Origin of the sequence: Bordetella sp. N (assembly GCF_001433395.1) — a bacterium.
Lineage (GTDB): Bacteria > Pseudomonadota > Gammaproteobacteria > Burkholderiales > Burkholderiaceae_B > Bordetella_C.
In genome coordinates, this window is sequence record NZ_CP013111.1 from 932,617 (window position 1) to 957,037 (window position 24,421).

Annotated in this window: 23 protein-coding genes; 5 read left to right on the top strand and 18 right to left on the bottom strand. The window is 64.3% G+C overall.

Annotation, left to right across the window (positions count from 1 at the left end; translation table 11 throughout):
* The first annotated feature begins 64 nt into the window (after window positions 1-64).
* Complete coding sequence (locus ASB57_RS04035; protein ID WP_156414058.1) at window positions 65-1,921, top strand: FUSC family protein; 1,857 nt, start codon at window positions 65-67, stop codon at window positions 1,919-1,921.
* 10 nt (window positions 1,922-1,931) lie between these two features.
* Here the strand turns inward: ASB57_RS04035 and ASB57_RS04040 are convergent, their stop codons facing one another.
* From ASB57_RS04040 to ASB57_RS04050, 3 genes are read right to left on the bottom strand one after another with little or no spacing between them, the layout of a single operon-like run.
* Complete coding sequence (locus ASB57_RS04040) at window positions 1,932-3,509, bottom strand: ABC transporter substrate-binding protein (RefSeq protein ID WP_057650769.1); 1,578 nt, start codon at window positions 3,507-3,509, stop codon at window positions 1,932-1,934.
* Window positions 3,510-3,523: 14 nt separating this feature from the next.
* Window positions 3,524-4,339, bottom strand: coding sequence for a polysaccharide deacetylase family protein (locus tag ASB57_RS04045; RefSeq protein WP_057650771.1), 816 nt, complete (start codon window positions 4,337-4,339; stop codon window positions 3,524-3,526).
* On the bottom strand, window positions 4,336-5,214 hold the full coding sequence (locus ASB57_RS04050; protein WP_057650773.1) for a polysaccharide deacetylase family protein: 879 nt from the start codon (window positions 5,212-5,214) through the stop codon (window positions 4,336-4,338). Before ASB57_RS04050 ends, ASB57_RS04045 begins: the two co-directional genes overlap by 4 nt.
* Before the next feature lie 226 nt (window positions 5,215-5,440).
* Between ASB57_RS04050 and ASB57_RS04055 the strand changes: the two genes are divergently transcribed.
* Window positions 5,441-6,349, top strand: coding sequence for a GntR family transcriptional regulator (locus ASB57_RS04055; RefSeq protein WP_057650775.1), 909 nt, complete (start codon window positions 5,441-5,443; stop codon window positions 6,347-6,349).
* 22 nt (window positions 6,350-6,371) lie between these two features.
* Here ASB57_RS04055 and ASB57_RS04060 read toward each other — a convergent pair whose 3' ends face one another.
* Window positions 6,372-6,995 carry a DUF2325 domain-containing protein gene (locus ASB57_RS04060; protein WP_057650777.1) on the bottom strand — a complete coding sequence of 208 codons (624 nt, stop codon included), beginning with the start codon at window positions 6,993-6,995 and terminating at the stop codon, window positions 6,372-6,374.
* Between the two features lie 215 nt (window positions 6,996-7,210).
* On the opposite strand from ASB57_RS04060, the gene ASB57_RS04065 reads away from it, so the two are divergent.
* Complete coding sequence (locus ASB57_RS04065) at window positions 7,211-7,843, top strand: bifunctional 2-polyprenyl-6-hydroxyphenol methylase/3-demethylubiquinol 3-O-methyltransferase UbiG (RefSeq protein ID WP_057650779.1); 633 nt, start codon at window positions 7,211-7,213, stop codon at window positions 7,841-7,843.
* On the opposite strand, the gene ASB57_RS04070 is transcribed toward ASB57_RS04065, so the two are convergent.
* The 3 genes from ASB57_RS04070 to ASB57_RS04080 all read right to left on the bottom strand — a co-directional run bounded on the left by ASB57_RS04070 (window position 7,840) and on the right by ASB57_RS04080 (window position 9,945).
* Window positions 7,840-8,361: a M23 family metallopeptidase gene (locus ASB57_RS04070; protein WP_057650781.1), complete on the bottom strand. Its 522-nt coding sequence runs from the start codon at window positions 8,359-8,361 to the stop codon at window positions 7,840-7,842. The two genes, ASB57_RS04065 and ASB57_RS04070, sit on opposite strands and share 4 nt — an antisense overlap.
* Window positions 8,362-8,378: 17 nt before the next feature.
* Window positions 8,379-8,966, bottom strand: coding sequence for a sugar O-acetyltransferase (locus ASB57_RS04075; RefSeq protein ID WP_082621358.1), 588 nt, complete (start codon window positions 8,964-8,966; stop codon window positions 8,379-8,381).
* An 88-nt stretch (window positions 8,967-9,054) separates the two neighbouring features.
* On the bottom strand, window positions 9,055-9,945 hold the full coding sequence (locus ASB57_RS04080) for an AraC family transcriptional regulator (protein ID WP_057650783.1): 891 nt from the start codon (window positions 9,943-9,945) through the stop codon (window positions 9,055-9,057).
* Window positions 9,946-10,103: 158 nt separating this feature from the next.
* Between ASB57_RS04080 and ASB57_RS04085 the strand changes: the two genes are divergently transcribed.
* Window positions 10,104-10,862 carry an SDR family NAD(P)-dependent oxidoreductase gene (locus tag ASB57_RS04085; RefSeq protein WP_057650785.1) on the top strand — a complete coding sequence of 253 codons (759 nt, stop codon included), beginning with the start codon at window positions 10,104-10,106 and terminating at the stop codon, window positions 10,860-10,862.
* Window positions 10,863-10,921: 59 nt separating this feature from the next.
* Here the strand turns inward: ASB57_RS04085 and ASB57_RS04090 are convergent, their stop codons facing one another.
* Genes ASB57_RS04090 through ASB57_RS04110 form a run of 5 tightly spaced genes read right to left on the bottom strand, consistent with a single transcriptional unit; the run spans window position 10,922 to window position 16,801 of the window.
* On the bottom strand, window positions 10,922-11,794 hold the full coding sequence (locus tag ASB57_RS04090) for a phosphonopyruvate hydrolase (protein WP_057650786.1): 873 nt from the start codon (window positions 11,792-11,794) through the stop codon (window positions 10,922-10,924).
* 42 nt (window positions 11,795-11,836) lie between these two features.
* A complete protein-coding gene (locus ASB57_RS04095) occupies window positions 11,837-13,069 on the bottom strand; it encodes a pyridoxal phosphate-dependent aminotransferase (RefSeq protein WP_057650788.1) in 1,233 nt (410 codons plus the stop codon).
* Window positions 13,066-14,721, bottom strand: a complete 1,656-nt coding sequence (locus ASB57_RS04100) for an iron ABC transporter permease (RefSeq protein ID WP_057650790.1) — start codon at window positions 14,719-14,721, stop codon at window positions 13,066-13,068. The genes ASB57_RS04095 and ASB57_RS04100 overlap by 4 nt, the downstream gene beginning before the upstream one ends.
* A complete protein-coding gene (locus ASB57_RS04105; protein ID WP_057650792.1) occupies window positions 14,715-15,785 on the bottom strand; it encodes an ABC transporter ATP-binding protein in 1,071 nt (356 codons plus the stop codon). The genes ASB57_RS04100 and ASB57_RS04105 overlap by 7 nt, the downstream gene beginning before the upstream one ends.
* A gap of 26 nt (window positions 15,786-15,811) precedes the next feature.
* Window positions 15,812-16,801, bottom strand: a complete 990-nt coding sequence (locus tag ASB57_RS04110; protein ID WP_057650794.1) for an extracellular solute-binding protein — start codon at window positions 16,799-16,801, stop codon at window positions 15,812-15,814.
* Window positions 16,802-16,917: 116 nt separating this feature from the next.
* Between ASB57_RS04110 and ASB57_RS04115 the strand changes: the two genes are divergently transcribed.
* On the top strand, window positions 16,918-17,823 hold the full coding sequence (locus ASB57_RS04115) for a LysR family transcriptional regulator (protein WP_057650795.1): 906 nt from the start codon (window positions 16,918-16,920) through the stop codon (window positions 17,821-17,823).
* A gap of 120 nt (window positions 17,824-17,943) precedes the next feature.
* Here ASB57_RS04115 and ASB57_RS04120 read toward each other — a convergent pair whose 3' ends face one another.
* From ASB57_RS04120 to ASB57_RS04145, 6 genes are all read right to left on the bottom strand, one after another.
* Complete coding sequence (locus tag ASB57_RS04120) at window positions 17,944-18,897, bottom strand: ABC transporter substrate-binding protein (RefSeq protein ID WP_057650797.1); 954 nt, start codon at window positions 18,895-18,897, stop codon at window positions 17,944-17,946.
* Between the two features lie 13 nt (window positions 18,898-18,910).
* Complete coding sequence (locus ASB57_RS04125; protein WP_057650799.1) at window positions 18,911-19,693, bottom strand: ABC transporter permease; 783 nt, start codon at window positions 19,691-19,693, stop codon at window positions 18,911-18,913.
* A complete protein-coding gene (locus ASB57_RS04130; RefSeq protein ID WP_057650801.1) occupies window positions 19,690-20,562 on the bottom strand; it encodes an ABC transporter ATP-binding protein in 873 nt (290 codons plus the stop codon). Before ASB57_RS04130 ends, ASB57_RS04125 begins: the two co-directional genes overlap by 4 nt.
* A 4-nt stretch (window positions 20,563-20,566) precedes the next feature.
* Window positions 20,567-21,577, bottom strand: a complete 1,011-nt coding sequence (locus ASB57_RS04135) for an ABC transporter substrate-binding protein (RefSeq protein WP_082621359.1) — start codon at window positions 21,575-21,577, stop codon at window positions 20,567-20,569.
* A gap of 126 nt (window positions 21,578-21,703) precedes the next feature.
* Window positions 21,704-23,065, bottom strand: coding sequence for an MmgE/PrpD family protein (locus tag ASB57_RS04140; protein ID WP_057650805.1), 1,362 nt, complete (start codon window positions 23,063-23,065; stop codon window positions 21,704-21,706).
* Between the two features lies 1 nt (window position 23,066).
* The gene (locus ASB57_RS04145) at window positions 23,067-24,401 is read right to left on the bottom strand and encodes an MmgE/PrpD family protein (protein ID WP_057650808.1); all 1,335 of its coding nucleotides are present in this window, start codon (window positions 24,399-24,401) and stop codon (window positions 23,067-23,069) included.
* Window positions 24,402-24,421 lie beyond the last annotated feature (20 nt).

The window sequence follows — 24,421 nt, forward strand, 5'->3', positions numbered from 1 at the left end:
CCGAGGCATCCGCCGTCAGTTTGGACAGCTGCACGACATCATCGTCGATTCAGATCCCGGCTTATTGAACCTGGCACTCGCCTGTAGGGGAGCCCTGTCGGTCGGGCTCACCGTCACGCTGCTGGTGTTTTTTGCCAAGGTCACTGGACACCCCATCATCGAGTTCGCATTCGGCGCTGTCTTCAGCATCGTCAGCGTATTCGTCATTCGCGACCTGACGCGCCGCGCACGCCTGACCACCTTCCTGACCCTGGTGCCCACCGGCGCCGTGGCCATGATCATCACGTCCTTCATCCATGCTGAGCCGCTGTTTGGAGAGGTATTGTTCCTGGCCCTGGTTTTCGTGACCACCCTGGTTGGAACCTGGCATCCGCGGGCGGTGGGCATGGGCCTGATCGCTGTCGTGCTGACCTATGTCGGCCTCTACCTGCACCTGCCGCCCGCCACCATCCCGTATCAGTTGGGCGGTCTGGCGACGGGCGCCGCCGTTGTCTTCGTCGTCTGTTTCTTTATTCTTCCCCTGCGTCCAGCGGTCATCCTGGGCCGGGCCATCCGGTCCGTCATGCGACGGGCAGGCGCCGTCCTGCGCGCCGCAGACCGCCGCTCCGCCGGTTCCCCCCGCCTGATGCGGGAAATGGGCAGGTTGAAGCGCGCCGCCTTGGCCGCGGAGGACCAGCTGGTCCTGCTGGATGAGGTGTCACGGCGCGATGTGCAGACGCATCTGTTCGATCTGGAGCAGGCCTTGCGCCGCCTGGTGGATCGGATGCCCGGGGAAGCCAACGCCCCAAACGACCGCCGGCGGCGCAGCCGCATCCAAGTGGCCGCGGCGCGCATGCATGTGGGACGCCTGAGCCGATCTGCGTCGAATGCCTCGTCCGATCCCTTCACGGAAGACCTGGCAGCGCTGTCGCGGGCCGCCGCGAAACTGCGTGCCGCGGTCGCCCGTGTCGTGCCGAAGGAGCCCGTGCCTGCTTCGATGCAGACCGGCCTGCTGGCCTGGCGGGCCGCCGCCCAAGCGGCCCTGGCATCCCTGATCGCGATGGTGGCGGGAACCGCCTTGTCTCCGCAGCGATGGTTCTGGGCCGTGATCGCGGTCTATGTCGTGTTTATCAATGCCCGCACGCGCGGCGACATCATCCATAAGGGCGCGCATCGCGTCGTCGGCACCATCGCCGGGCTTTTCGCGGGACTGGGCCTTGCCACCTTGTCGCAGGACAATATCGCCGTCGAATGTACGATCATGCTGATCGCTGTCTTCGGCATGTATTACCTTGCCGCGGTTTCTTATGGCGTGGCGATCTTTTGCGTGACCGTACTGCTGGGCCTGATCTATGGCTCCTTCGGCGACGCGCCTGAGCCGGTGCTGATGTTGCGCCTGGGCGAAACGCTGCTCGGTGTTGCGGCGGCCATCGTGACAGCCGTCTTTGTGTTGCCTGTTCCCACCAGACAGCAGGTCAAGGTGTCCCGGCTGGCGGTGTTGCGGACACTGCGTGAAGCCGTGGGAGCAAGCGTGGCGGCGCCCCGCGATGGGCAAGCCGTCGTGGCGGCCATCCGCCGGCTGGACCGGCAGGTGGTCGACTATCGACGCGCCTTGCTGCCGCTGACCACCGGCCGTCTTTTTCCGCGCCGCGCGACCGCGGAGCGTCCGATGAGCGCGCTGTTTGCCTGTGTGGATGCCGCCCACGCCCTGGCTGGCGCGCAAGTGTCGACCGACGGGACGGGCCACGCCGAGCTGGTCCACGATGCGGGGCGAGTGGATCAGCGGATTTCAGCGCTGCTGGGCGAATCCGCCGCTGTTCCTGCCGGCCTGCTCGTTGACGCCGGCAGCAGGTCGCCGGTGCGCGCGGCGCTCAGCCGTCTCGATACCTCGCTCGCGATGTTGGCGGAGCGGCTGGAAGCTAACGCGCTGCGGGGGCGGTGACGCACTCGTCCTAAGAAGCCTTACCTTTCACCGAGACATTCCACAGCCGTGGTTTCGATCCCGGCCAGCCTGCGTACCCATCGACGCGCGGGCCGACGGCATCGATCTGGCCGCGCGAAGACCACACCAGCATGGGCATTTGCGCCAGATACAGCTCGTGCAGGGCGTCGGCCAGTTTTTGACGCGTCGCGTCGTCGCCCGCCTCGAACAGTTGATGCAGCAGTTGGCGAGCGCCGGCGTCATCCCAGACGCGGTCGACCTGCTTGTTCTTGTCGCCGATGAAACGGTCGAAGACGAAGATGGGGTCCAGGTAGGCGGTCACATTCCAGACGAGCATCTGGTAGCGCCCTGAGTAATATCGGTCATAGAGCGCCGCAAACTCCATGACTTCGATTTGCACATTGATGCCCGCGGCCTGCCACAGGCCCTGGCACGCGACGGCCGTATTCGACATCAGCACGTTCTGCTTGCTGGTCAACAGAGTGATCGGCTGGCCCCGATAGCCGGCTTCCGCGAGCAGCTTGCGCGCACCGTCCAGATCCAGTTCCATCCCGCGCTTCTGGACTTCCCCGTATAGCTTGCTGGTTGGCGGAACCAGCGATGCGGTGGGCCGGGAGGTGCCTTCGGTCAGCGCTTGCACCAGTGCCTGGCGATCCAGCGATTTGCTCAGCGCCTGCCTGATGCGTGCGTCGCTCAGCAAAGGATCGCGGGTCTGGATGGGAATGGTCAGGACCGAGGCGGTCTGCACGGTGCTGGTCCGTACGCCGTTTGCGTTTTTGAGCGTGCCATAGAGATCTGGCGGCACATCGCTGTACAGGTCCAGCGCGCCTGAACGCACGCCAGCGGCCGCCGTGGAGGGATCGGGCACGACACGCAGGATCACGCGCTGTACAAGCGGTTTTTTGGCGCCCGCCAGGCCATCGGGCGCCTCGCTGCGGGATTGATAGCCTTCGAAGCGCTCCAGTTCGACCAGTTCCTTGGGGCGCCATTCCTTGAGCCGGTAAGGACCCGTGCCGATGGCCTGCTTCCAGGCGCCCGTGCTGTCCAGGCAATCGGGGTGAGCGATGCCGGTACTGTCCAGGTCGGCACGCGCCAGCGCGCTCAGGAAGGCCGCGCTGGGGGCCGCCAGTTCGAACTCGACGGTCATGTCATCGATGGCATGGACGGCCACGACCTTTATCCCGTTGCTGCCGTCGAACGTGGCGCGGCCGGCCCATGCTGTCTTGGGATCCAGATACCGTTCCCATGTCCACGCCACTTCCTTCGCCGTCAACGGTGCGCCATTGTGGAAACGCACCCCGCTACGCAATACAAACTTGTAGCGCTTGCCATCTTCCGAAGGGGTGATGGATTGCGCCAGCATCGGTGCCACCGACCCGTCGGCACGCCAGCACACCAGGCCTTCGTAGATTTGCTGGCGGACGGTGCCGCTGGCAATGTCAGGGCCGCTGCCCGGCATCAGTCCACGAATGTCGGAGGTCAGGACGACGGTCAGGCTGTCGTCGGTGGCCGCCAGCACGCGCATGCCTGGTGTCAGCAGCAGCGCCGCGGCCGTGGCCTTCAGTGCGGTTCTTCGGGTCATGGTCATGATCGCTCGCCTTGTCAGTCCCACGCGGCAACGGCGCGCGTGCGCCCTTGCCATTTGACGTCCCCGTCGGCCAGGCACTGCCGCGCCAGGTCCACCCCACGTGTGAACTGTGCGCCTGACGCGCGCATGGCATCGATCAGCTGCTGCAGCATTTCCAATCTGGCGGCACGGCCGCTGCCGATGTCGCCGCGGGGATGCAGGCTAAGGCAGGCATAGCCGTCTGCCTCGATCAAGCCCTGGAATTCGGCCAGCAGGGCCAGCGCGGCGCGCCCTTGCGTGAACCGCCTGCGGAAGTGGGTGATATCGCTCAATCCCTCGCTCCACGGCAGTTCCACCATGCCGGGCGCGTTGTCCGAGACGAGCGAGTAGGGCGCGTCGTCGTCGACATAGCTGCTGTCATAGAGGTAGCCGAGGTTTTGCAGGATGCCCATGGTCGCCGTCGAAACGATACCTTCGGGCGCGCGGAAGCCGACGACGCTCTGGCCGCAGAGGTCTTCCAGTTGCTGCTTGGCCTGCGTCAACAGTGCGGTTTCCTGGTCACCCAGTTTCAGCAGGTTCTCGAAGGCCATGCCGTGCGAAGCGATTTCGTGGCCGTCGGCCATGCAGATTCGCAGCAACTCCGGGCAGCGCCGGGCCTCGACGACAGGCCAGAAGAAGGTCGCCCGGATGCCGTTGCCCCGCAGGAAATCCAGCATGCGTTCCAGGCCTATGTGATACGTGTAGCGCCCGTGGGCAAAGCGGCCGTAGAGACTCTCGGGCGGCGTATCGACTTCTTCCGGACCGAGTCCGTGAACGTTGACCGTGATCAGCGCGTAGCGTGGTGTCGTCATGCCGGGTTCTCCTGCGAGCGGATCATGGTGCTCCAGTTGCCTTGGTGTTGCAGGCAGTGCTCCGCCAGGCGTTGCATGGTGACGAATCTGACGTCCGCGGCTTGCTTCAGATAGGTGAAGAAGCGGTCGACGGTGCGCGCGCGTGCCGGGGTGCCCGAACCGTTGCCGGCCTTGGGGTGTACGGTCAGCTGGACATAGCCTTCATGTTTGCGGATGGCTTCGAACTCCGCCACCCAGTTCTCGTAGATTTCGTCGGGCAGCGCCTGGCCCATGTTGTAGACCGGCGCGTCGTCGAGGGACACCGTGTTGTTCGGCAGGGTCACGAAAGTGGCGCGCTCGTCCGCGTTGCCGCCTAGCAGATAGGGTTCGTCCAGATCCTTCTCGCTGGCGTCGTAGATGTATCCGAGTCGCTGCAAGGTGGGGATGGTGCGCGCGCTTTTGCGGCCGGATGGGGAGCACCAGCCCACGGGCGATATCCCCAGCTTGTCCTGGATGATGCGGTGGGTTTTCTCCAGCAGCGTGGGTTCGTTGTCGCCAAGATCCCAGGCTTCGTGCTGATAGCCGTGAGCGGCGATCTCGTGGCCGGCGGCCAGGATGTCCCGATGCGGCGCCGGATAGTGCTCGACGTCGTAGCCGCAGGCGAAGAAGGACGCGGGAATGCCGTGGCGCGCGAGCATGTCCAGGTAGCGCGGGATGCCCCGTCGCATGGAGTAGCGGCCGCGGCTGTGAATCCCGGCCGGGGGCAGCCCCTGGCCGGCTTCAACGGCCGGGCCGTCGATGTGAATGGTCACGCTGACGATGGTTTTCGCGCCATCGGGCCAGCGGGTGGCTGGATCGGGGGCGCGTGGGGGATGTAGGCGGGGGGCGGCAGTCATGGGGACCTCATGGGGTCAAAAGTGTTCTTTGAATGATTAAAAGACATCGTTTGCCGCGGGGTAACTAGGGCTACTACCAACGAGCTTCATTTTGAATTTCTATGGTCTAGCGCTGTTCATCTCCATGAGGAGCCGTTTTGTCAGCGGATTATGTTTTTTAGAAATTTATAGAACACTTGGAATGCGCCATATAATTCGCGCCTGACTTGGATGGGGCGCAGCAACCGTGAAACAGGACAATGTCGCGATCAGTCCACTGCGGGCGGAGTTGACTCGCCAGATCGTCAATCTGGCCGTGGACGAGCGTTGGCAGGACGGCGCGCGTATCAGCGATTTCGCCCTGGCCCGGCGTTTGGGGGTGTCCCGTACGCCGGTGCGTGCCGCGTTGGCGGTGCTGGAATCGCTTGGCTATGTCGAAGCGCGCCATGGCCAGGGTTTCATCCTGACCAATAGCGCGGCGCTTGGAAGCAAGCTGCTGGATCTGCCGGAGTCGGAGGTGCTGTCGGCTTACGATGCGATCCGGCGCGATCGCGCGCTCAATCGGCTGCCCAGGGAAGTTTCCGAGGCCGAGCTTTATGAGCGATATGACTATCCGCGGGGGACTGTTCGCTCGGCGCTCATGCAGATGGCGTCGGAGGGATTGGTCAAGAAGCAGCGCGGGCATGGGTGGCTGTTCGCCGAGACCCTCGACACGCGGGAAAGCCTGGATCAGAGTCTGCAATTCCGCATGGTGCTGGAGCCTGGCGCCTTATTGCAGCAGAGCTACGCGGTCGACGACGAGGCGTGGCGCACGCAGTACGCCATACACGAGCGCATGCTGGGCGCGGCGCAGATCGACCGTAACGAATGGCTGGCCCGCAACCGAGATTTTCATGAGGCCGTGGCATCGTGGTCGGGCAACACGCACTTTCTGGCGTCGGTGCGCCAGCAGAATAATCTGCGCCTGTTCCGGGAGCAGGCGCTCGCCTACAAGATTCCGGTGGAGCATATTCACCGTCTTTGCCGCGAACACCTGGCCATCCTGGATGCCATCAGGGAGGGCAATCTGCGCTACGCGTCGGAATTGCTGCGCCATCATCTGGATGGCGCGCGCCGGCGTACGTTACGTCAGCACGATGATGCAAGTGCCGAGTAGGCGCGGCTGCTTTTCATTGTTGCTAGTCGGCGAGCTGCACCAGCTTTTGGGGCAGGGCGGACGCGAACATTTCACGTAAGGCGTCGGGGCGGTCGACAAGCACGCATTGCTTGCCTGTGCGCGTGCAGAAATCTTGCACGCGCCACCAGGCTTGATGGGTGACGCAGCCTGTCTGGCAGACCACCAGTTCGGCGTCGGCCAGGCCGGCTTCCAGCGACGAGGCGTCGCTGCCGTCTGAGTGGAGTACCCGGTTGCCCCGGGTATCCAACGCGTGTTCGGTCCACTCCGCCGCGCGATTCCGGGCCACCCATAAAATGACTTCTTCCCTTGCGGGGGGGACGCGTACGGCCTCCTTGACGGCATCTTCATGCTGTCGACCACGCTCGGGGGAGGATGCGGCGCGCAATAGATCGACGACACGCGCTTCAAGTTCGGCAACACGCCGCGTTAGCGCCACGCGCTTCGGCAGATCAGGCACCGCGACCCGCAACGCTTCCAGATCGTCGTGGGCCCACGCCAGCGCGGTTTCCTTGGCCACCACGCTCGCGCGCAACTGCATGACCTGCGCTTCGAGGCCGGCGATGATGTTTTGTGAGCGGTCGGGGATTTCGTCCGGGTGATTTTGGTGGAGGTGGTCTTCGGGCATGTCATCCCTTTGATCATCACAGCGTCATCGAGACGCCATGGCGGCTTGTTGGCGCTGGGCGACACCGACGGCTCTGCGTGCGTGGCGCCCCGGGCAACGTTTAGGGCATCAATCTTAACGAGAACCATTCCTATTGTCCATGGCCAGGCTGGCACTGATGGCCGTGGCACCGTGTCACAATCGGCCTCAGCCCCCTTGTTCCCGTGAGGCCCCGCATGCCGTTGGACCCCGAAGACCTGAAACTTATCTCGCAGCAGACGCTGCACCATTATGAAGAGCGCGCGGAAGAATTCCGTGTCGGCACGAGCGATCACGATGTCAGTCAGAACATCGCGGCGCTGCTGGACAATATCGAGGCCCAGTCGCCGTATCGCATCCTGGATTTCGGCTGTGGTCCGGGGCGGGACCTGTGCGTTTTCACAGCGCTGGGTCATCAAGCTGTCGGCCTGGACGGCGCGAGCCGGTTCGTGGAGATGGCGCGCGAGGCCTCGAACTGCGAGGTCTGGCATCAGGATTTCCTGGCGCTGGATCTTCCCGCCGCGTCTTTCGACGGCATCTATGCCAACGCGTCGTTGTTCCATGTTCCCAGCCAGGAACTTCCGCGCGTGCTTGCCGACCTGCGAGCTGCCTTGAAACCGGGCGGCGTCCTTTTCACGTCGAATCCTCGCGGCGCCAACGAGGAAGGCTGGAATCGCGGCCGTTATGGCGCGTATCACGACATCGACACATGGCGCGCCTATGTGGAACACGCCGGCTTCAAGGAAATCACCCACTACTACCGCCCCGCCGGCCTGCCCAGGGACCAACAACCCTGGCTGGCAAGCGTCTGGCGGGCGACACGGTCTTAACGTACTGCCTTGAGCAGCGGATAGGGATTCCGCGCCCCGCCGTTGCCGTATATGCCGTAGTGCAGATGAGTCGGGGTACCACGGGCGTTGCCTGTGTTGCCGACAAAGCCCAGCACGTCGCCAGGCTGGACCAGCTGGCCGCGGTGGATGTCGGCATAGCCTTCCAGGTGCGCGTAGTAATGCATTAGCCGGCCGGGGCCCATGACCCACACGACGTTGCCGCCGAGCTCGTTGGTGCCGATGCGGGTGACGATGCCTTCGGTGCTCGCCAAGACCGGCGTGCCACGCGGCGCGAAGATGTCGATGCCTTCGTGGCGACGGCCGCCGGACCGGGCTCCCCCCCAGGTGTCGGCGATGCGGCTGGCGGTGATGCCGCGCACCGGCATCGGCAGGGCGGCGGGTGGCTCCTGCCACGCCAGCCGCAGCATATGCCACGGCGCGCGAACGGCATCCGGCGCGAGCGGCCAGGCCCAACGCGCCGCCGCGACGACGAGCGCGAACAAGGCTATGCGGAGCATTGCGCGGCGCATGATATCTAGCGGAACCCCGTCCGATCCGCTTCGGTGATCTCACGCAGAACGCGGCAGGGCACGCCCGCGGCGAGAACGTTGGGCGGGATGTCCCGCGTGACGACGCTGCCGGCGCCAATGACGCTGTTGTCGCCGATGGTCACTCCCTGCATGACCTGCACGGCGCCGCCGATCCAGACGCGGTTGCCGATGTGGACAGGCTTGGCATAGCACCCGCCGGCCGCTCGTTCGTGGGGATCCAGCGCATGATTGGACGTGTAGATCCCGACCTTCGGCCCAAGCAGGACGTCGTCGCCAAACGTGATGCCGCCGCCGTCCAGCAGGACGCAGTCGAAGTTTGCATAGAAGCGATCGCCGATGACGACGTTGAAGCCGAATTCGCAGCGCAACGTCGGTTCGAAATGCACGCCTTTTCCTATGCGTTGGAATAGTTCATGCAGTATGGCTTCGCGTTCTGCGGGTGCCTGGCCGAAGCTGCGGTTGTAGCGGTCCGTCAGCAGAACCGCCTGCTGGCGCGCCTGCAATAGTTCAGGCGTCAGATCGTCATACATCGCGCCGGTGCGCATGAACAGGCGTTGCTCTTCCAGCGTCAAAGCGCTTCTCCATAAAGTCCTTAGCTGCGATCACTATAAACAAAGTCCACCAACAAACTGGATGCATTCTCTGCCAACCGGGCATCGGTCACTGGTTTTCAAAGACCGCAACGCTCATCGCATCCCGTTTCGGCGGCGTGCCGAACATGCGGGTGTATTCGCGGCTGAACTGGGACGGGCTTTCATAGCCCACCGCGACGGACGCGGATTCGGCGTTCATGCCGCTGGTAATCATCAGCCTGCGTGCGTCCAGAAGGCGCAAACGTTTCTGGTATTGCAGAGGGGTCAAGGACGTCAGCGTCTTGAAGTGGCGATGAAAAACCGTCTGGCTCATCTGCGCGATCGCCGCCAGCTCCGCCACCCGCAGGGTTTCCCGGAAACGATCGCGCAGTGCATGCACGGCGTCCAGCAACCGTTGCGACGGCCCTCGTCCCAAGGTCATCCGGGCAATCTCCGAGCCGTGCGGCCCGGACAACAGCCAATAACATATCTCCCGCATGATCACCGGATAAAGGGTAGGTATCGCTTCCGGCGTATCGAGCAGCCGCATCAGGCGCAAGGCGCAATCGGATAATGGCCCCTGGAAATCCGTGACGAATACGCCTAGCGCGGGTTCCTGGCGAGGAACAGGCGGAGAACGCATGTCATCCGCCACGCTACGCATGACCGCCAGATCGAGTTCAACCGCCAGGACCAGGCAAGGTTTTCCCGGGCTGGCTTCGACCACGCGGCCCACCGAGGGCGTCTCGACACCCACCACCAGCGCCTGCCCGGCCTTGTAGGCCAACTGCCTGTCGCCGAAGCTGGCCCATTTGGCGCCTTGGGCGACGATACACAGCGCGGGCTGCATCAATAGGTGCGCCGGCGGCTTGGGATGGTCGGTCCGCATGACCGCCATGGTCCTGATCGGCGTGATGTAGGGACTCAGCCCGGTCTGGCTGTCGGCAAAGCGCAGGATGGCTGCCGCCAATTCTTCCATGATGTACCGCGTCTCTTCGTTGGGACTGAAGCATCTTATTGTTCGCGGCAGGAATAGGCAAGAAATCGCCGCGATCTGGTATTCACGTCCATGGGGGCTGGGGAACAGAATGACTTCCCATGAGCGACCCTGCTCGAATTCACCGGGAGTCCATTTTCATGTCCACTTTCAAAGTAGCGATTGTCACCGGCGGCAGCCGGGGCATAGGCCGCGATGCGGTGCTGCGCCTTGCGCAGCGCGGCGTGCGATCCATCTTCACCTACCAGACGAACCGGGAAGAAGCAGACAAGGTTGTCGCCCTGGCCGCGCAAGCGGGCGCTCCGGCCATCGCACTGGCGCTGGACGTCGGCGACAGCGCCTCGTTCGACGGCTTCGTCGAGCAGGTGCGCAAGGCCCTGGCCACCTTGGGCGTGCAACGGTTCGACTATCTGGCCAATAATGCCGGCACGTCGTCCAGCGCCACGCTTGAATCCATCACGGAAGCCGAAATGGACGCGCTCTACAACGTCCACTTCAAGGGCGTATTGTTCCTGACGCAGAAACTGCTGCCCTTGATGAACGACGGCGGCCGCATCGTGAATATCTCGTCGGGCCTGGCGCGTTTCTCCATGCCTGGCCGGATCGGCTACGGTGCCATCAAGGCCGCGGTCGAGGCGCTGACGCGCTACATGGCCGTGGAACTCGCACCGCGTCGCATCGCCGTCAACGTTGTCGCGCCGGGCCCCATCGCCACGGATTTCAGCGGCGGCATCGTGCGCGACAACCCCCAGGTCAACAGCGCCATAGCCCAACATACAGCGCTGGGCCGCGCCGGTTTGCCGGAAGACGTGGGCCCGGTCATCGCTGGATTGTTATCCGACGAATTCGGCTGGGTGAACGCGCAACGCATCGAGGTGGCTGGCGGAATTCATATCTGAGCGCACGCGAACGCTGCCGAGATCTCACGACATGGTTTCTCGGTTTCTCGGCAGCGCGCTTAGCGCAGATACAGCGATTCCAGCGTGCGCATGTATTTATCGCCCTGCAGCCGGATGATCTCCGCTACCGTGGGCAGGTCCTTGTCCACCCGACGGATGCCGCCGTCCGTCCGGATCCGCGCAAAGACCTCGCGCATGGCCCCGACCGCTGCCCGGATGGCGTGATTCCCGTAAATCACGATGCCGACCTTGCCCAATGCCTTGATGTCGGCTTCGGTCAGCTCCGGATAGGCGGTCGGCACAAGAACCAAAGGCACCTTGCCCGGCCATGCATCGATGAAGGCCAATACCTCGTCCGGTGTGGTCTGCTTGGAGTGAATCAGGATGGCGTCGGCGCCGGCTTCTTCGTAGGCCAATCCGCGCTTGATGGCCTCGGCTTGTCCCAGCCCGGCAATCAGCGCCTCGGTGCGGGCGATCACCATGAAGTCCTTGTCCTTGCGGGCATCCCTGGCCGCGTTGATCTTGCCCTGGAATTCCTCGATGCGCACCAGCTCCTGCCGCCCGTCCGCGCGCAAGCTGGTGTCCTTGGGAAAGGTCTTGTCTTCCATCACCACCGCGGACGCGCCGGCGGCCTCGTACTGCGGCACGATGTAGCTGACGTTCACCGCATTCCCGAATCCCGTGTCGATATCGGCAATAAGCGGGATGGATACGACCGACGCGATGGCGCGCATCATCTCAAGATGCGTGCCGGACGACAGGATGTTGGCATCCGGCACGGCATAGCTTGCCGACAGTTCGAAACCGCTGCCCCAGATACCGCCGAAGCCTGCCTCTTCCGCGAGTTTCGCCGCCAGGGGATTGTGCGCCGACATGGCGGTGAAAAGCTCGCCCGACGCGAGGGCCTTCCGTAAAACCTGATTCTTGTTCATGAGTGCTCCACTGAGTGTTCAAGTAATGGCAATTCGGCGGCTTCAACGCAGCGCGGCGCAGGCCGCTGCAATGCGGGCCAGGGCGACGCGCAGCTCTTCGTCCGAAGCCGCATAAGAGATTCGAAAATGACCGGGCAATTCGAACGACGTACCCGGCACCACCGCCACGCCAGCGCTACGGAGGAGATACATCGCCAGATCCACGTCCGACGCGATCAACGTGCCCCCTTGATCGCGCCGGCCCAGCAAGCCCTGGCATCCAGGGAAAGCATAGAACGCGCCGGGCGGCGTGTCGCAGGTCAAGCCTTCAATATTACGCAGCGCCCCGACCACACCATCCCGGCGCCGGCGGAAGCTTTCGACAAAGTCTCCCAGAAAATCCATGGGTCCGTCCAATGCCGCGACGGACGCCGCTTGGCTAATCGAACTGGTGTGGGAGGTCGATTGCGACTGCACCAGATTCATTGCCTTGATCAACGCCAGGGGGCCGCCCGCGAACCCTACCCGCCATCCCGTCATGGCATAGGCTTTCGATACGCCATTGACCGTCAGGGTCCGCTCCGCCAACGCAGGCGCGACCGCCGCGGGGGTGGCAAAGGGCGCCTCGTCATAGCGGATCTTCTCGTAAATGTCGTCGGCCATCACCCAAACGTGCGGATGCCGCAGCAGGACATCCGCCAAGGCCAGCAGCTCGTCCCGCGTGTACACAGCCCCGCTGGGATTGGAAGGCGAGTTGAGCATCAACCATTTCGTGCGGGGCGTAATGGCCGCATCCAGCTGCCCGGGCGTGAGCTTGAATCCGGAGGCAGCGCCGCAACGTACGATGACCGGCTTGCCGCCCGCCAGCAGGACCATCTCGGGGTACGAAACCCACGCCGGCGTGGGGATCACCACCTCATCGCCTTCATTGATGGTTGCCTGCAAGGCGTTGTACAGCAGCTGCTTGGCGCCGCAGCCCACCTGGATCTGGTCGGGGTGATAGGACAGGCCGTTGTCACGTTCGAACTTCCGCGCCACCGCCTCGCGCAAGGCCAGCGTGCCGGCGACCTCCGTGTAACGCGACTCGTTGCGGTCGATCGCCGCTTTTGCGGCCTCCCGAATATGGGCGGGAGTGGGAAAGTCGGGCTCGCCCTGACTCAACGCGATGACGTCGCGGCCTTCTCGTTTTAGCTCGTTGGCGAGGCGGGTCATCTCCTTGGTCGCTGAAGGCTTGGCGCCGAGGACGCGGTGCGCAAGCAAGCTGCGGTCCGGCTCTGCATGGGTATTGGTGTTCATTCGATTCCTCCTACCTTGAGGCGTAGTTTCCATCTGGCAAGCGCCAGCGGCACAAAGATGGTCAGAAGCAGCAGCACGCTGTAGGCGCATGCGAGCGCCAGCCGGTCGCTGTCCACTTGCTGGAAAATCTCGATCGGCATGGTGCTCATGCCGCCGAAATACAGGACGATCGATGCGGACAGTTCGGATAAGGTCGTCACCCACATCAGCACGGCGGCCGCCGCCACGGCCGGCCATATCGTCGGAAGCACCACTTTGAAGAAGCTGCGGATGGGGCTGACGCCCAGGCTCATGGACGCCTCTTCCAACGAGTCCTTGAGGTTGTGCAGGGGGCCGATTGCCGCGCGCACACTGGTCGGCACCCGCCGCAGGAAATACGCCAGTGCCATGATGGTCCAACTTCCCGTCAGGACCAGCCAGCCGTTACCGAAGGTATTGATCAGCGCGATGCCCAGTACCGTGCCCGCAATGGTCAGAGGCAGCGTGACGAAGACATCGAGTGCATGGGTCAGGCCCGACCGACGCTTGACGATGAGATAAGCGGCAACGATGGCGAACAACGAGCCCGCACACGTCGCGACAGTCGCCAGGAACAGTGAGTGATATAGCGGATCCGGGCTGCGCAGCGCGGCGTGCGCGAAGTGTTCCAGGGTGAATCCGCCATAGTTGAGAACGGGTCCGATGGCGGGCGTAAAGGCGGTGACGACAACGACCACTGCCGGCGAGAGCGATAGCGCCATGACGACCAGCACACTCGTTGTTGCCATCCCGGCACGCCACCCTGTCAACGTCACGGCGACAGGAGGGCGGCCCGATTCCATCTGGTATTGCCGGCGCTCGACGAGCAGCTTCTGCACCAGCAGTGCCGCGACCCCCAGGCCGACCAGGATGGACGCCATGGTGGTCTGCATCTGTGCGCTGCCGCCCATTTCATTGACGAACTCGTGATATGCCTTGACCGCGAGCACCGGCGTGCGTGCGCCGATGATGGCGGGAACGCCGAAGCTGCCGATGACGTGGGTAAACACGATCATCGCGCCCGCGAATATGGAGGGCAGCAGCATGGGCAACGTGATGCCGCACACGACACGGCCGATCGGCCTGCCCAGGCTGAGCGCTGCTTCCTCCAGATTGCGGTCCATCGATCGCAAGCCGACGAAGATGGCGACGAACGCATATACATAATTGTTCAAGGTCATGACCAGGACCAGCCCCCACCAGGAATAGAGTGATGGCAGTTCGGCGCCCAGCGGCCGCAGCAACGTGTTGACCAGGCCTTGCTTGCCAAGCACCAGCACCCAGGACGCGGCGACCACGACATCAGGAATGACCAGCGTGACCAATGGAAGGAGGGCGACCAGCCCCGCCAACGGAAAGCGGCAGCGGGCAACCGCCACGGCCAGCCCGCCGCCCAGCAGCACCGAGCACAGGGTGACCGCGCCGCCCAGCACCAGGGTATTGACGAAAGATTGCCGATACGATCGTTCGGAAAAGAACCGGATATATCCGCTGAAGTCGATGGTAAGCCCCGGACTCGTCACGGACTTGCCCAGCATCGTCCCCAGCGGCCATAGCAGGAAGAATCCAAGCGATAGCAGGGAAAGGACGGCCAGGCCCAACCAGACTGGATCTCTACGCAGGGTGCCTAACACGGTCGTCCCTCCACGATATGCGCTGTCCGCGGTATCTTCAGGAGTACCGTTTCGCCGGTCGATCGCGGCGCTTGACGGTGCGGTTCCCAGGCATCCACCTTGATCGGCCCCAGGCTGGTCTGGACGGTGTAGCCGGTGGTGCTGCCCCGGTATTCGACATGTGACAGCGCGCCGGTCAGCTCGCCGTCCCGGGCGTCCCGGTTCGCTTCCATGGCGATCTCCGCGCCACGAACCGCGAGCAGGGCGCCTTGTGTGTAGGGCCGGTCACTGGTCGTGAGCAAGGTGCCTCCGGCGGTTTCCAGGCGGCGGACGCCGGCTTCGGCGGAAGGCAGTTCCCGCAGGATCGGGATCAGGTTGGCGCCGCCGACGAAGTCCGCCACGAACGCGGCCCGCGGATGACTGTAGATTTCCTGCGGCGTTCCGATCTGGACGATGCGGCCGCGATCCAGTACGGCGATGCGGTCCGACAAGGCCAAGGCTTCCTCCTGGTCGTGCGTGACGAATACCGTCGTGATGCCGGCCTCCCGCTGCAAAGCCCTGACCATCTCGCGCAGTTCGATGCGTAGCTTGACGTCCAGTGCCGACAGCGGTTCGTCCAGCAGCAGCAGTTCCGGTTTGATGACGAGTGCTCTGGCCATCGCGACCCGCTGGCGCTGCCCGCCCGACAGCGCCGATGGTGCGCGTTCGAGCAAGGCACCCAGGCCCACGCGCGTGAGCAAGGCAGCCGAGCGCTCGTCGGCCTCTTTCCTGGGGATGCGCCGGGCCAGCAGGCCATAGGACACGTTGGCAAGAATAGAGCGGTCGGGGAACAGGGCATAGTCCTGGAAAACGATGCCCACGCTACGGCGATGCACGGGGACGGTGGTCACGTCCCGGGCACCGAACAGCACTCGGCCCTTGTCCGGCCGGACAAAGCCCGCGAGCATGCGCAGCAAGGTTGTCTTGCCGCAGCCCGACGGCCCCAGCAAAGTAAAGAACTCGCCTGAGGGGATGGACAGATCGAGGCCCTGGAATAGCGCGTGGCCGCCATAGCTCTGGTCTATACGTTCAAATGAAACCTTCATCGTCGTGTTGCTCCTGTGCGGCCTGCTCAGTTGGACGAAACGAGCTGACGCCACTGGGTAAGGAAGTCCCCACGATCCGCTTCCATCCGGACGTCGTCGAGCGGGATCACCTTGATATCGGACAGGGCGGGCAGGCTGGACAGCTTCGTGACGTCGACGTCTGCTCGCAGGGGCCGGCGATAGGCGCGCTCGAAAATCGTCGCCTGGGTCGACTGCGACGCCAGGAAGTCATAAAGCCGTTGCGCTTCTGCCGGACGCTTGCCGCCCTTGATCAAGGCCATGCCCTCCGGCGACAGGAAAGTGCCTTCTTCCGGATAGACGACCTTGATCTCCTTGAGGCCGCCCGCGACGTACTGGTAGGCCGCGTACTCCATCGTTACCGCCGCGGCGAACTCGCCGTTGGCGACGCCTTGATAGGCGGCCGAGGTCGTTCCCACGATCACCGCGTTGCGTACGATCTGGGTGTAAGTGGCCTCGCCGAGCAATTTGCGCATGCCATACAGCGCTACATACGAGGCACTGCTGAACTGGGGGTCGGGAATAACGATCTTGCCTTTCCATTTGGCGTCGGCCAGATCCCGCCAGCGGGCGGGCGCAATGCCGCCCGGCGCCTGCCTGACATTGGCCATCAATACACTGACGTGGGTATTCGTGCCCAGCCAAAGGTCGTTGGGGCCACGGTATTGGGCGTCCACCGCTTGCGCCTGCGACGAGCGGTAGGGTTGGAACTGATCCTGGAAAGCGCCTATCGTCGACAGCCCGCCCGACCAGAAAATGTCTCCCAGGGGGTTGGCGCTTTCCGCCTTGATCCGCTGCATGAGCGCGCCGGTACCCGCGCGGACGACGGCTACCTTGATGTCGGGATTCTGCTTTTCGAACTGGTCGACGACCGTGCTTACCGTCTGGACGTCGTTGGACGAATAAAGAACGACCTGGGACGCGGCCGCCTTTGCGGTGCTTGCGTAAACAGACCCGAGTATGATTAATCCGCATACAGCGGCGCGCTTCGTCAGCATTGTGTTCCCCTTGTTGATTTAAGCGAAGCGTTTAATCTACGCGCCGCCTTGGCTTGCGACCAGGGGGCGGCGGTGCCGGTCATCACTCATATGCGTGAATAGGATGAGTTTTAATCATGAATAAGAAAGCGGGCCTGCCGTTGGTTGCGATCCGGGTATTCACGGCGATCGGCCGCTACGGCAGCTTCACGCGGGCAGCCGCCGCACTGGGGATTACGCAGAGCGCGGTTAGCCGGCATGTCGCGACGCTGGAGTCGCTGGCGGCGCAGCCGCTGTTTACGCGTAAGGGGCCGCAGGTAACGCTGACGCCGTACGGGTCGCAGTTCTACGAGGCGGTGCGTGACGCCATGTCGACGATAGAGCTGGCCACCATCCAGCTGGCGCAGGGGCGGCATACGCATGACAGGCTGACGGTAAGGACGTCGATGCCGAGTTTCGCCATGACGGTGGTCATCCCCGTGCTGGGGGATTTCATGGCGCACCATGGCGTGGAAGTGGATCTGATAACGTCGCTGTCGCCGCCCCAGCCACAGGAGGAATTCGACGTGCTGATCACGCGCGACCTTTCCTTGCCGGGCACCGAAAGTTGGGAGTTGATCAGGGAGGAGCTGGTCTGTGCGGGATCTCCCGCCATGGTGAAGAAGCATGCCAGCCGGCCGCTCGATGGCTGGCCACTGATCGCCTCGCGCTCCCGGCCCGACGCCATTCCTACGTGGGCCGTCGCCAAGGCGATTCCGGTCGACGCCTTGCACGTGTCAGCGGTCTACGATCACTTGTTCCTGGCGGTCGCCGCAGCGAGTGGCGGCACGGGATTGCTGGTCGCTCCGCGCATCGTTATCCAGGACCAACTCGATAACGGCATCCTCATGCTTGCCGACGACGAGATGGTAGGGTCGGGGGCCACGTACACCGCCTATGTCAGTCCGCGCAGCCGGCATATCGAGGTATCTCGGGCGTTCTGTCGGTGGCTCAAGCGCATGCTCAGGGAGCGGTCGCGGCCCGGGACCGCTGCGCAGTCTTGATTGCACGATCAGATGCACCCGCGGCACACGGCCGCTACGCCATTTCCCAGCAAAATCCATGAAGCGTGCGGCGTTGACACGCCTTCCGCGCAAACGCATGTGATCGAGCTGATCCGCTGATCAACTATGGCAGATCAACCCGTCCTTCAACGTCGCCACTTCGAAACTCACTTCACCGGCGCGCGCCTGGCGGGCTTCCTGCTGCGCGCCGCTGGCCAGCCACTGCCGCACCACCTTGTCCAGGTAGCGCGCCGACTCGCCATCGGGGCGGCTGAGGACGATCTGCGCGCCTTGCTCGGCGCGCACATCGACAGGAACCGGCTTGTAGAAACGCCAGTCCTCGCGGGCCAGCAGGCGTTTCAGGACTTCATTGTCCTCGGCCAGGATGTCGCAGTCGCCGCTCATGAAGGCATACGCAGCATGCACGCTGGACGCGTACACCAGCGGCTTGGCACCTTGCTCGCCCGCCAGGCTGGCGGCGTAGGGGCTGCCTTGTTGCAGGCACACGCTGTGGCCGGCCGCCTTGTCGGGTAAGGCCGCACGCAGCGCGATCAGTTCGGCGCGGCCAGTGATGTAGGCGGTCGACACGACCTGATCGGATGGCAATGAAGCGACGGCGTTCCCCAAGGGAATGCCATACCGGGTGCCACCAATGATGAGGTCGGCCACGGGCAGGGCAGGCGGCGCCAGCTTGCCGGATAGGCCGCCGGTCTGCTGACCGGGCGCGGGCAGGTTGACGATACGCAGCGGCACGCCAAGCGTGCCGGCCACATAACGCGCCAAGGCGGCGTCATAATCATCGGGCTCGGCCGGCGCGGGGACACCAGGCGGCGCCGGGCGCGGATAGGCGCGCACGGCCACCACCAACTCGCCACGTTGACTCGCTTGCTGAAGCAGCGGCCCGCGGGGCAGGGCTTTCCAATCAGGCGCGCCAGCCACGCCTTCGACCCAAAGCCGCGCGCGGTTCAAGGCGTCATCCCCCGCCGCGGACGACAGGGTCAGCACGCCCGCCGTCACGCCGGCCACGACCAGGCCGGCGATGCTTGCGCGCAGGCGTAAGGAAGACGACGCCATGGCTGGTCTGCTCCTATGACGCCAGGCTCTGGCGCCAACGCAGGCTCCAGCGCTCGATCAGCGACAACACGAAGTTCAGCAGCAATCCCAGCAAGGCCAGCAGCAGGATGCCCGCGTACATGGACGGAATCTGGAAGACTTCCTGCGAGTTCAGGGTCAGGAACCCCAGGCCGGAGTGCGCGCCTATCATCTCGGCCGCCACCAGCGCGGTGATGCAATAGGTGCCCGCCAGCCTGATGCCCGTGAAGATCGACGGCGCCGCGGCCGGCAATATCACCTTGCGGAACACGAAGGCATTGGACGCGCCCATCGAGCGAGCGGAATTGATCAACAAGGGATCCACCTGCGTGACGCCGCTGATCGTGTTCAGCAGCACCGGCCAGAACGAGGCCCAGAAGATAATGGCCACCTTCGACGATTCCCCGATGCCGAAGAACAGGATGAATACCGGGAACAAGGCCAGCGCCGACGTCTGCCGGAACAGCTGAAGGATGGGCCCCAGTACCCGGGCCAGCCGGGGCAGGCGTCCCATCAGCAGGCCCAGCAGGACGCCCAGCCCGATGGCAAGCAGCAGCCCCCAGAGGGAACGTTGCAAGCTGGCCCAGATGTGCTTGAACAGCTGGCCTTGCGCGAACAACTGCTCGATCGCCTGCAGCACCTGGGACGGCGGGCTCAGATAGGCTTCGCTCACCACGTGCAGGCGTGGCAAAAGCTCCCACAAGATCAGAAATCCGACGATACCCACCAGACCCAGCCCGTGGTCGCGCAGACGGCCGCGCGCGCCGTGGCGGCTCATGGCGTAGCCTCCGCGGTCTGCGCCGCGCTGCCGCGTTCGGCGGGATTGGCGGTGGCGCCCAATGGCCGTGGGGTGGCGGCGGGATTGAGAAACTGCACCTCGTCCTTGAGGATGTCCCAGGCACGCTGGCGCAGGCGGACGAAGGCCTCGGTATTGCGCAGTTCCGGATTGCGTGGACGAGGCAAAGGCACGTCGATGATTTCCTTGATGGTGCCAGGCCGCTTGGTCATCACCGCGATGCGGTCGGACAGGAAGATGGCCTCGTCCAGGCTATGCGTGATGAACACGATGGTCTTCTTGTGCTGCTCCCAGATGCGCAGCAATTCGTACTGCAGAATCTCGCGGGTCTGCGCGTCGAGGGCGGCGAAGGGTTCATCCATCAGCAGCACGTCGGGCTTGTAGGCGAGCGACCGTGCGATGGCCACGCGCTGCTTCATGCCGCCTGAAATCTCGTGCGGATAGCGGTTGCCGAAGCCGTCCAGGCCCACCAGCTGAAGGTATTCCTGCGCGATACGACGGCGCTCCCGCTTGGGCACCCCGCGTATCTCCAGGCCGAATTCGATATTCCCCAACACGGTCTGCCAGGGGAACAAGGCATAGCCCTGGAACACCACACCCTGGTTGGGATTGATGCCCTTGAGCTCCTGCCTGTTGATAGCGATGCTGCCCGCGCTGCGCTCGGTCAATCCCGCCAGGATGCTCAGGAAGGTCGACTTCCCGCAGCCTGACGGGCCCAGAATGGAAATGAATTCGCCCTCTCGTACGTCCAGGTCGAAGTCGTGCAGCACGCTGATGGTGCTGCGTTTGCCGTTCTCGTCACGCGCGGCGTACTCCTTGCCCAAACCCCGCGTGGAGATCTTCTCCGTCATGGGGTCAAACCGCCTTGGCGTTGGGGTTGAATTCGTTGGTGTAGATGTCCTTGGTCGTGACCTTGCCCTTTTGCAGCTTGCCTTCGCGCTCCAGCACATCGATGTAGTACTGGATGGGGGGCTCGGTGACGACCAGGTCTTCCACATAGGCATAGCGGTCCACGAACTCCAGCTTCAGGTTGGTGCGCTTGGAGATCAGCTTGCGGGCTTCCTCGGGATTCGCGTTGACCCAGTTGCCGGCCTTGGCGATGGCGGTAACCACGTCGCGCACGGCCTGGGGATGTTCCTTGATGAACTTGCCGTGGGCGCTGTATGGGGACATCCCGCCCAGGCCGCCGTCCAGGTCGTAGTCGCTCCACAGGCGGGTCAACTGAGGCGACTTGTCGGCGCGGCCCGAGAAGGGCGCGTGGATGATGGCCAGGTCGGTGTTGCCGGTGACCAGGGTCTGCTCGGCGTTGTCATCCGGGATGACCACGAAGTTGACCTTGTTGACGTCCACGCCGTTCTGCCGCATCCAGGTCTTGGTGACGAACTCCGCGCAGGCGCCGAAGCTGTTGAAGCCTATGGTCTTGCCTTCCAGATCTTTGGGCTTGCTGATGCCGCTATCCTTGCGCACGAAGTACTTCATATGCGGCGCTTCCTGCAGCGTCTTGCCGCCCGCGGCGACCACCTTGATGTCGCCGCCCGCCGCCACGGCGGAGATCACCAGCGGCACCATGCGGGAGCCGAAGTCGATTTCGCCGATGCTGGTCAGCGGAATGATCTGCGGCGAGGACACACGGCCGATGTACTCCGGCCGGGTCGTAGTGCCTTCGAAATAGCCCAGGTCCTCGGCAAGATAGATCAGGTCGAAGGACGGGTTCAGGGGATACTTGAAGGTCGTCTTGTCGCCGACCGCGCGCACGATGGCGGGCGCGGCCAGCAAGCTGGCGCCGGCGCCGAACATAGCCAGGGAGCCGATTTTCCCGAGGGCGTTACGGCGTGCTTTGAAGGTGGTCGTAGCGATAGCAGTCATGTTGGGTCCGGGCTTGGAGGATGGGGGGATAGCACCGTGTGAGCCGCAAAGTGTAGGGGTCGGGATCCGCGTGGCTTAATACTTTTTCTGGATAAAAAAATACCGTGGCGACGACGTCTTGCCCCGCTATTCCTCGCCTTTGAGCAGCGTATCGATGCGGGCCAGCGTGCCGGTTGCGCCGAAACGCCACGCCGCATCGAGCAGCGCGGCGGCCGCCGTCACTCCGATTACCGGTTCCGCCAAGGCGCGGAATTTTTCCGTCAGCCCCGCGTCGGATACCGGGTTGTCGGGATGCCCCAGGATGACGCTGGTACTCGCCTGTAAGACGTCGTCGTCGGCCAGTTCCACCTTCACATGAGCCGACGCGGGCGACTGGCCCGCGACGGGCACGATCTCGATGCGCGGCAGCAGCGCCTGGACGCGGGCATCCGCCAAGGTTGCGTCGACGAAGTCGGTCCATGCCAGGCGGTAGCCGCTCAAGGCCATCGCCACGCAGCAGGCCACGCTGAACTTGGCTTCCAGTCCTGTCGCGGGCGCGGTCTTGCCGGCCGTCACCAGGGCGCCGGGATGCACCTTCACCTGCACGCGCTTTACCTCGCGCCCCGCCAGCGCTTCGACCAGGGCCTGTGCGGTCTGGGCGGATGCGTGCGTCGCGCGGCAGCTCGCGAAGAGTTTGTAGCCATTGCGCAGCAGCTCGTAATGGTCAGCGAAATCCAGGGGCGGAACTTCCACCTGACGGTCCTGGATGAAGGCATCCAGCCAGCCTCCCTGCAGTTCGAACGCGTGGTTCGCCCCGATATAGCCTTCCGCCGCCAGGTCGGCCGCGAGGATCCCGTCCATCGCCGCCTTGCCGGCATGAAAGGGCTTGCCATGCGTGCCGAAGGACGCCACCAGCCCCCCGGCCGTAGTCGCCGCATTGCTGAGGGCGTGCAGCGAGCGTGCGGCGTCGAGGCCATACAAGCTGGCGGCCACGGCCGCGGCGCCCATGCGTCCGACCACCGACGTGGGATGAAAGCCCTTGCGTTGCAGACTGCGTCCGACACCCGGCACGAAGCCACCGCCCAGCCTGGCCATGATCTCCACGCCGGTGACGAAAGCCGCCAGGACGCGTTGCTCGTCCTGCTCGTGCTCCTGGCCGACGGCCAGGGCCGTCGACCAGCAGGGCGCCCCGGGGTGTCCCGCGCCAAGATAATGGACGTCGTCGTAGTCCATGGCATGCACCGCGGTGCCATTGACCAGGGCCGCCAAGGCGGGCGTGGTGGTGCCGCCAAGAACCACACGGGCCTTGCCGCGCGCCTGCCAGCGGCGCACGGTGCCTCGCAGCGGAACGACCACCGGATCGTGAGCGGCCACCAGGGCCAGGCCCAGGTAGTCGACCAGCGCGCGGCGGGCCTCGTGCAGGACCTCGTCCGGGTGGCGCTGCTGTTGGCTGTCCGCGATATAGCGGCCCAGCGCCTCGCCGCGTTCGTTGATAGGTGCTTGGGTCATGTCAGGCGTACTGATCCTGTTCTAGGCGTTGCAGCAAAGCCTGGGCGGCAGCTGGTGTCAGCGCACGTTCCGCGCAGTCCAGGAACTTGCGCTTCAATGCGTCGGCGGTGAGCGGCAGGTCATGGGTGGTGCCGACCGCTGCTTCCACATAGCGCTCGTGAACGCGACCGGCGAGAGTCTGGATGACGACGGTGGCGCCGCTCGGGTTGTGGTGCCCGTAGATGGACAGGCTCACCTTGGGCATCAAGGCGCGCGTCCTGGCATCGGTGAAGCGGCCCTGATCCTCGAAGTCCTCCATCGTGATGGCGCCCTCGACCAGCGCGCGTGCCACGGTGTAGCTGGTCGAGAACTTGCCGGCCAGCGGATCCACGGGCTGCGGCACGTTGATGTGCGGGAAGCGGATGGCGTGGACGCCGATCGCCACGCTGGCGATATCGTCCGGACGTAAGCCATGTTCCGCCCGCAGCGCCAATACGCCGTCGAGCAGCGGCGCCAGCGCGAAGCAGCAGGGGTAGCGCTTCTGCTTGACGCCTTTCTCGCGGTCCAGGATGCGCGGTTCGGCGGTCCAGTCTTCCGTGAGGAACTGGGGCGCAACCGTTTCGGGTCCGCCGTTGAACACGGCGAAATAGCCTTGCGGATGCTCGAATGCCTGCGCGCCGGCGGTATGGCCGTTCTTCGCCAGCAATGCGGCCAGCAGGGCATTGCGGTTGGCGTGGCCGACGATCAACGGCTTGGTCATGCTGCCGAAGTTGGACTTGATCCCGGCGGCGAAAGACGCCGCGATACCCAGGGCCGTGGCGAGTTGCGCCTCGTCCAGCTCCAGCAGCACACCAGCGGCCGCCACGGCGCCGAAGATGCCGATGGTGGTGGTCGGATGCCAGCCGTGCGTGTATTGGCGCCGTCCCACGGCGCTGCCCAGGCGGGCCACGGTCTCGAAGCCGGTGATGTAGGCCTGGAGCAGGGCCGGGCCCTCAATCCCGCGCTCGTCGGCGACGGCCAGCGCGGCCGGCAAAATGGCGACCGAGGGATGCCCGTGCAGATAGGAGTTGGAATCGTCGTAATCCAGCATGTGGGCGGCCTGCCCGTTGAGCAGCGCGGCATCCAGGCTGTTGAGCTTCAGATCGGTGCCCAGCACACGCGACTTGCCCAGCGCCGCGGTGGGCTCGATCACCGATCGCAGGATGGCGCTGCCCTCATGGCGGCTGCCTGCCAAGGTGACGCCTAGCGTGTCGATGATGGCGGACCGGGCGCGCGCGAAGGCGGCTTCGGGCAATTGACGGCGGGAGAAGGCCAGGATGTTGCGGGCGAAGGCCAGCGAAATGGGAAGAGTGCTCATGGTCGTCCGGGTTCAGGGGT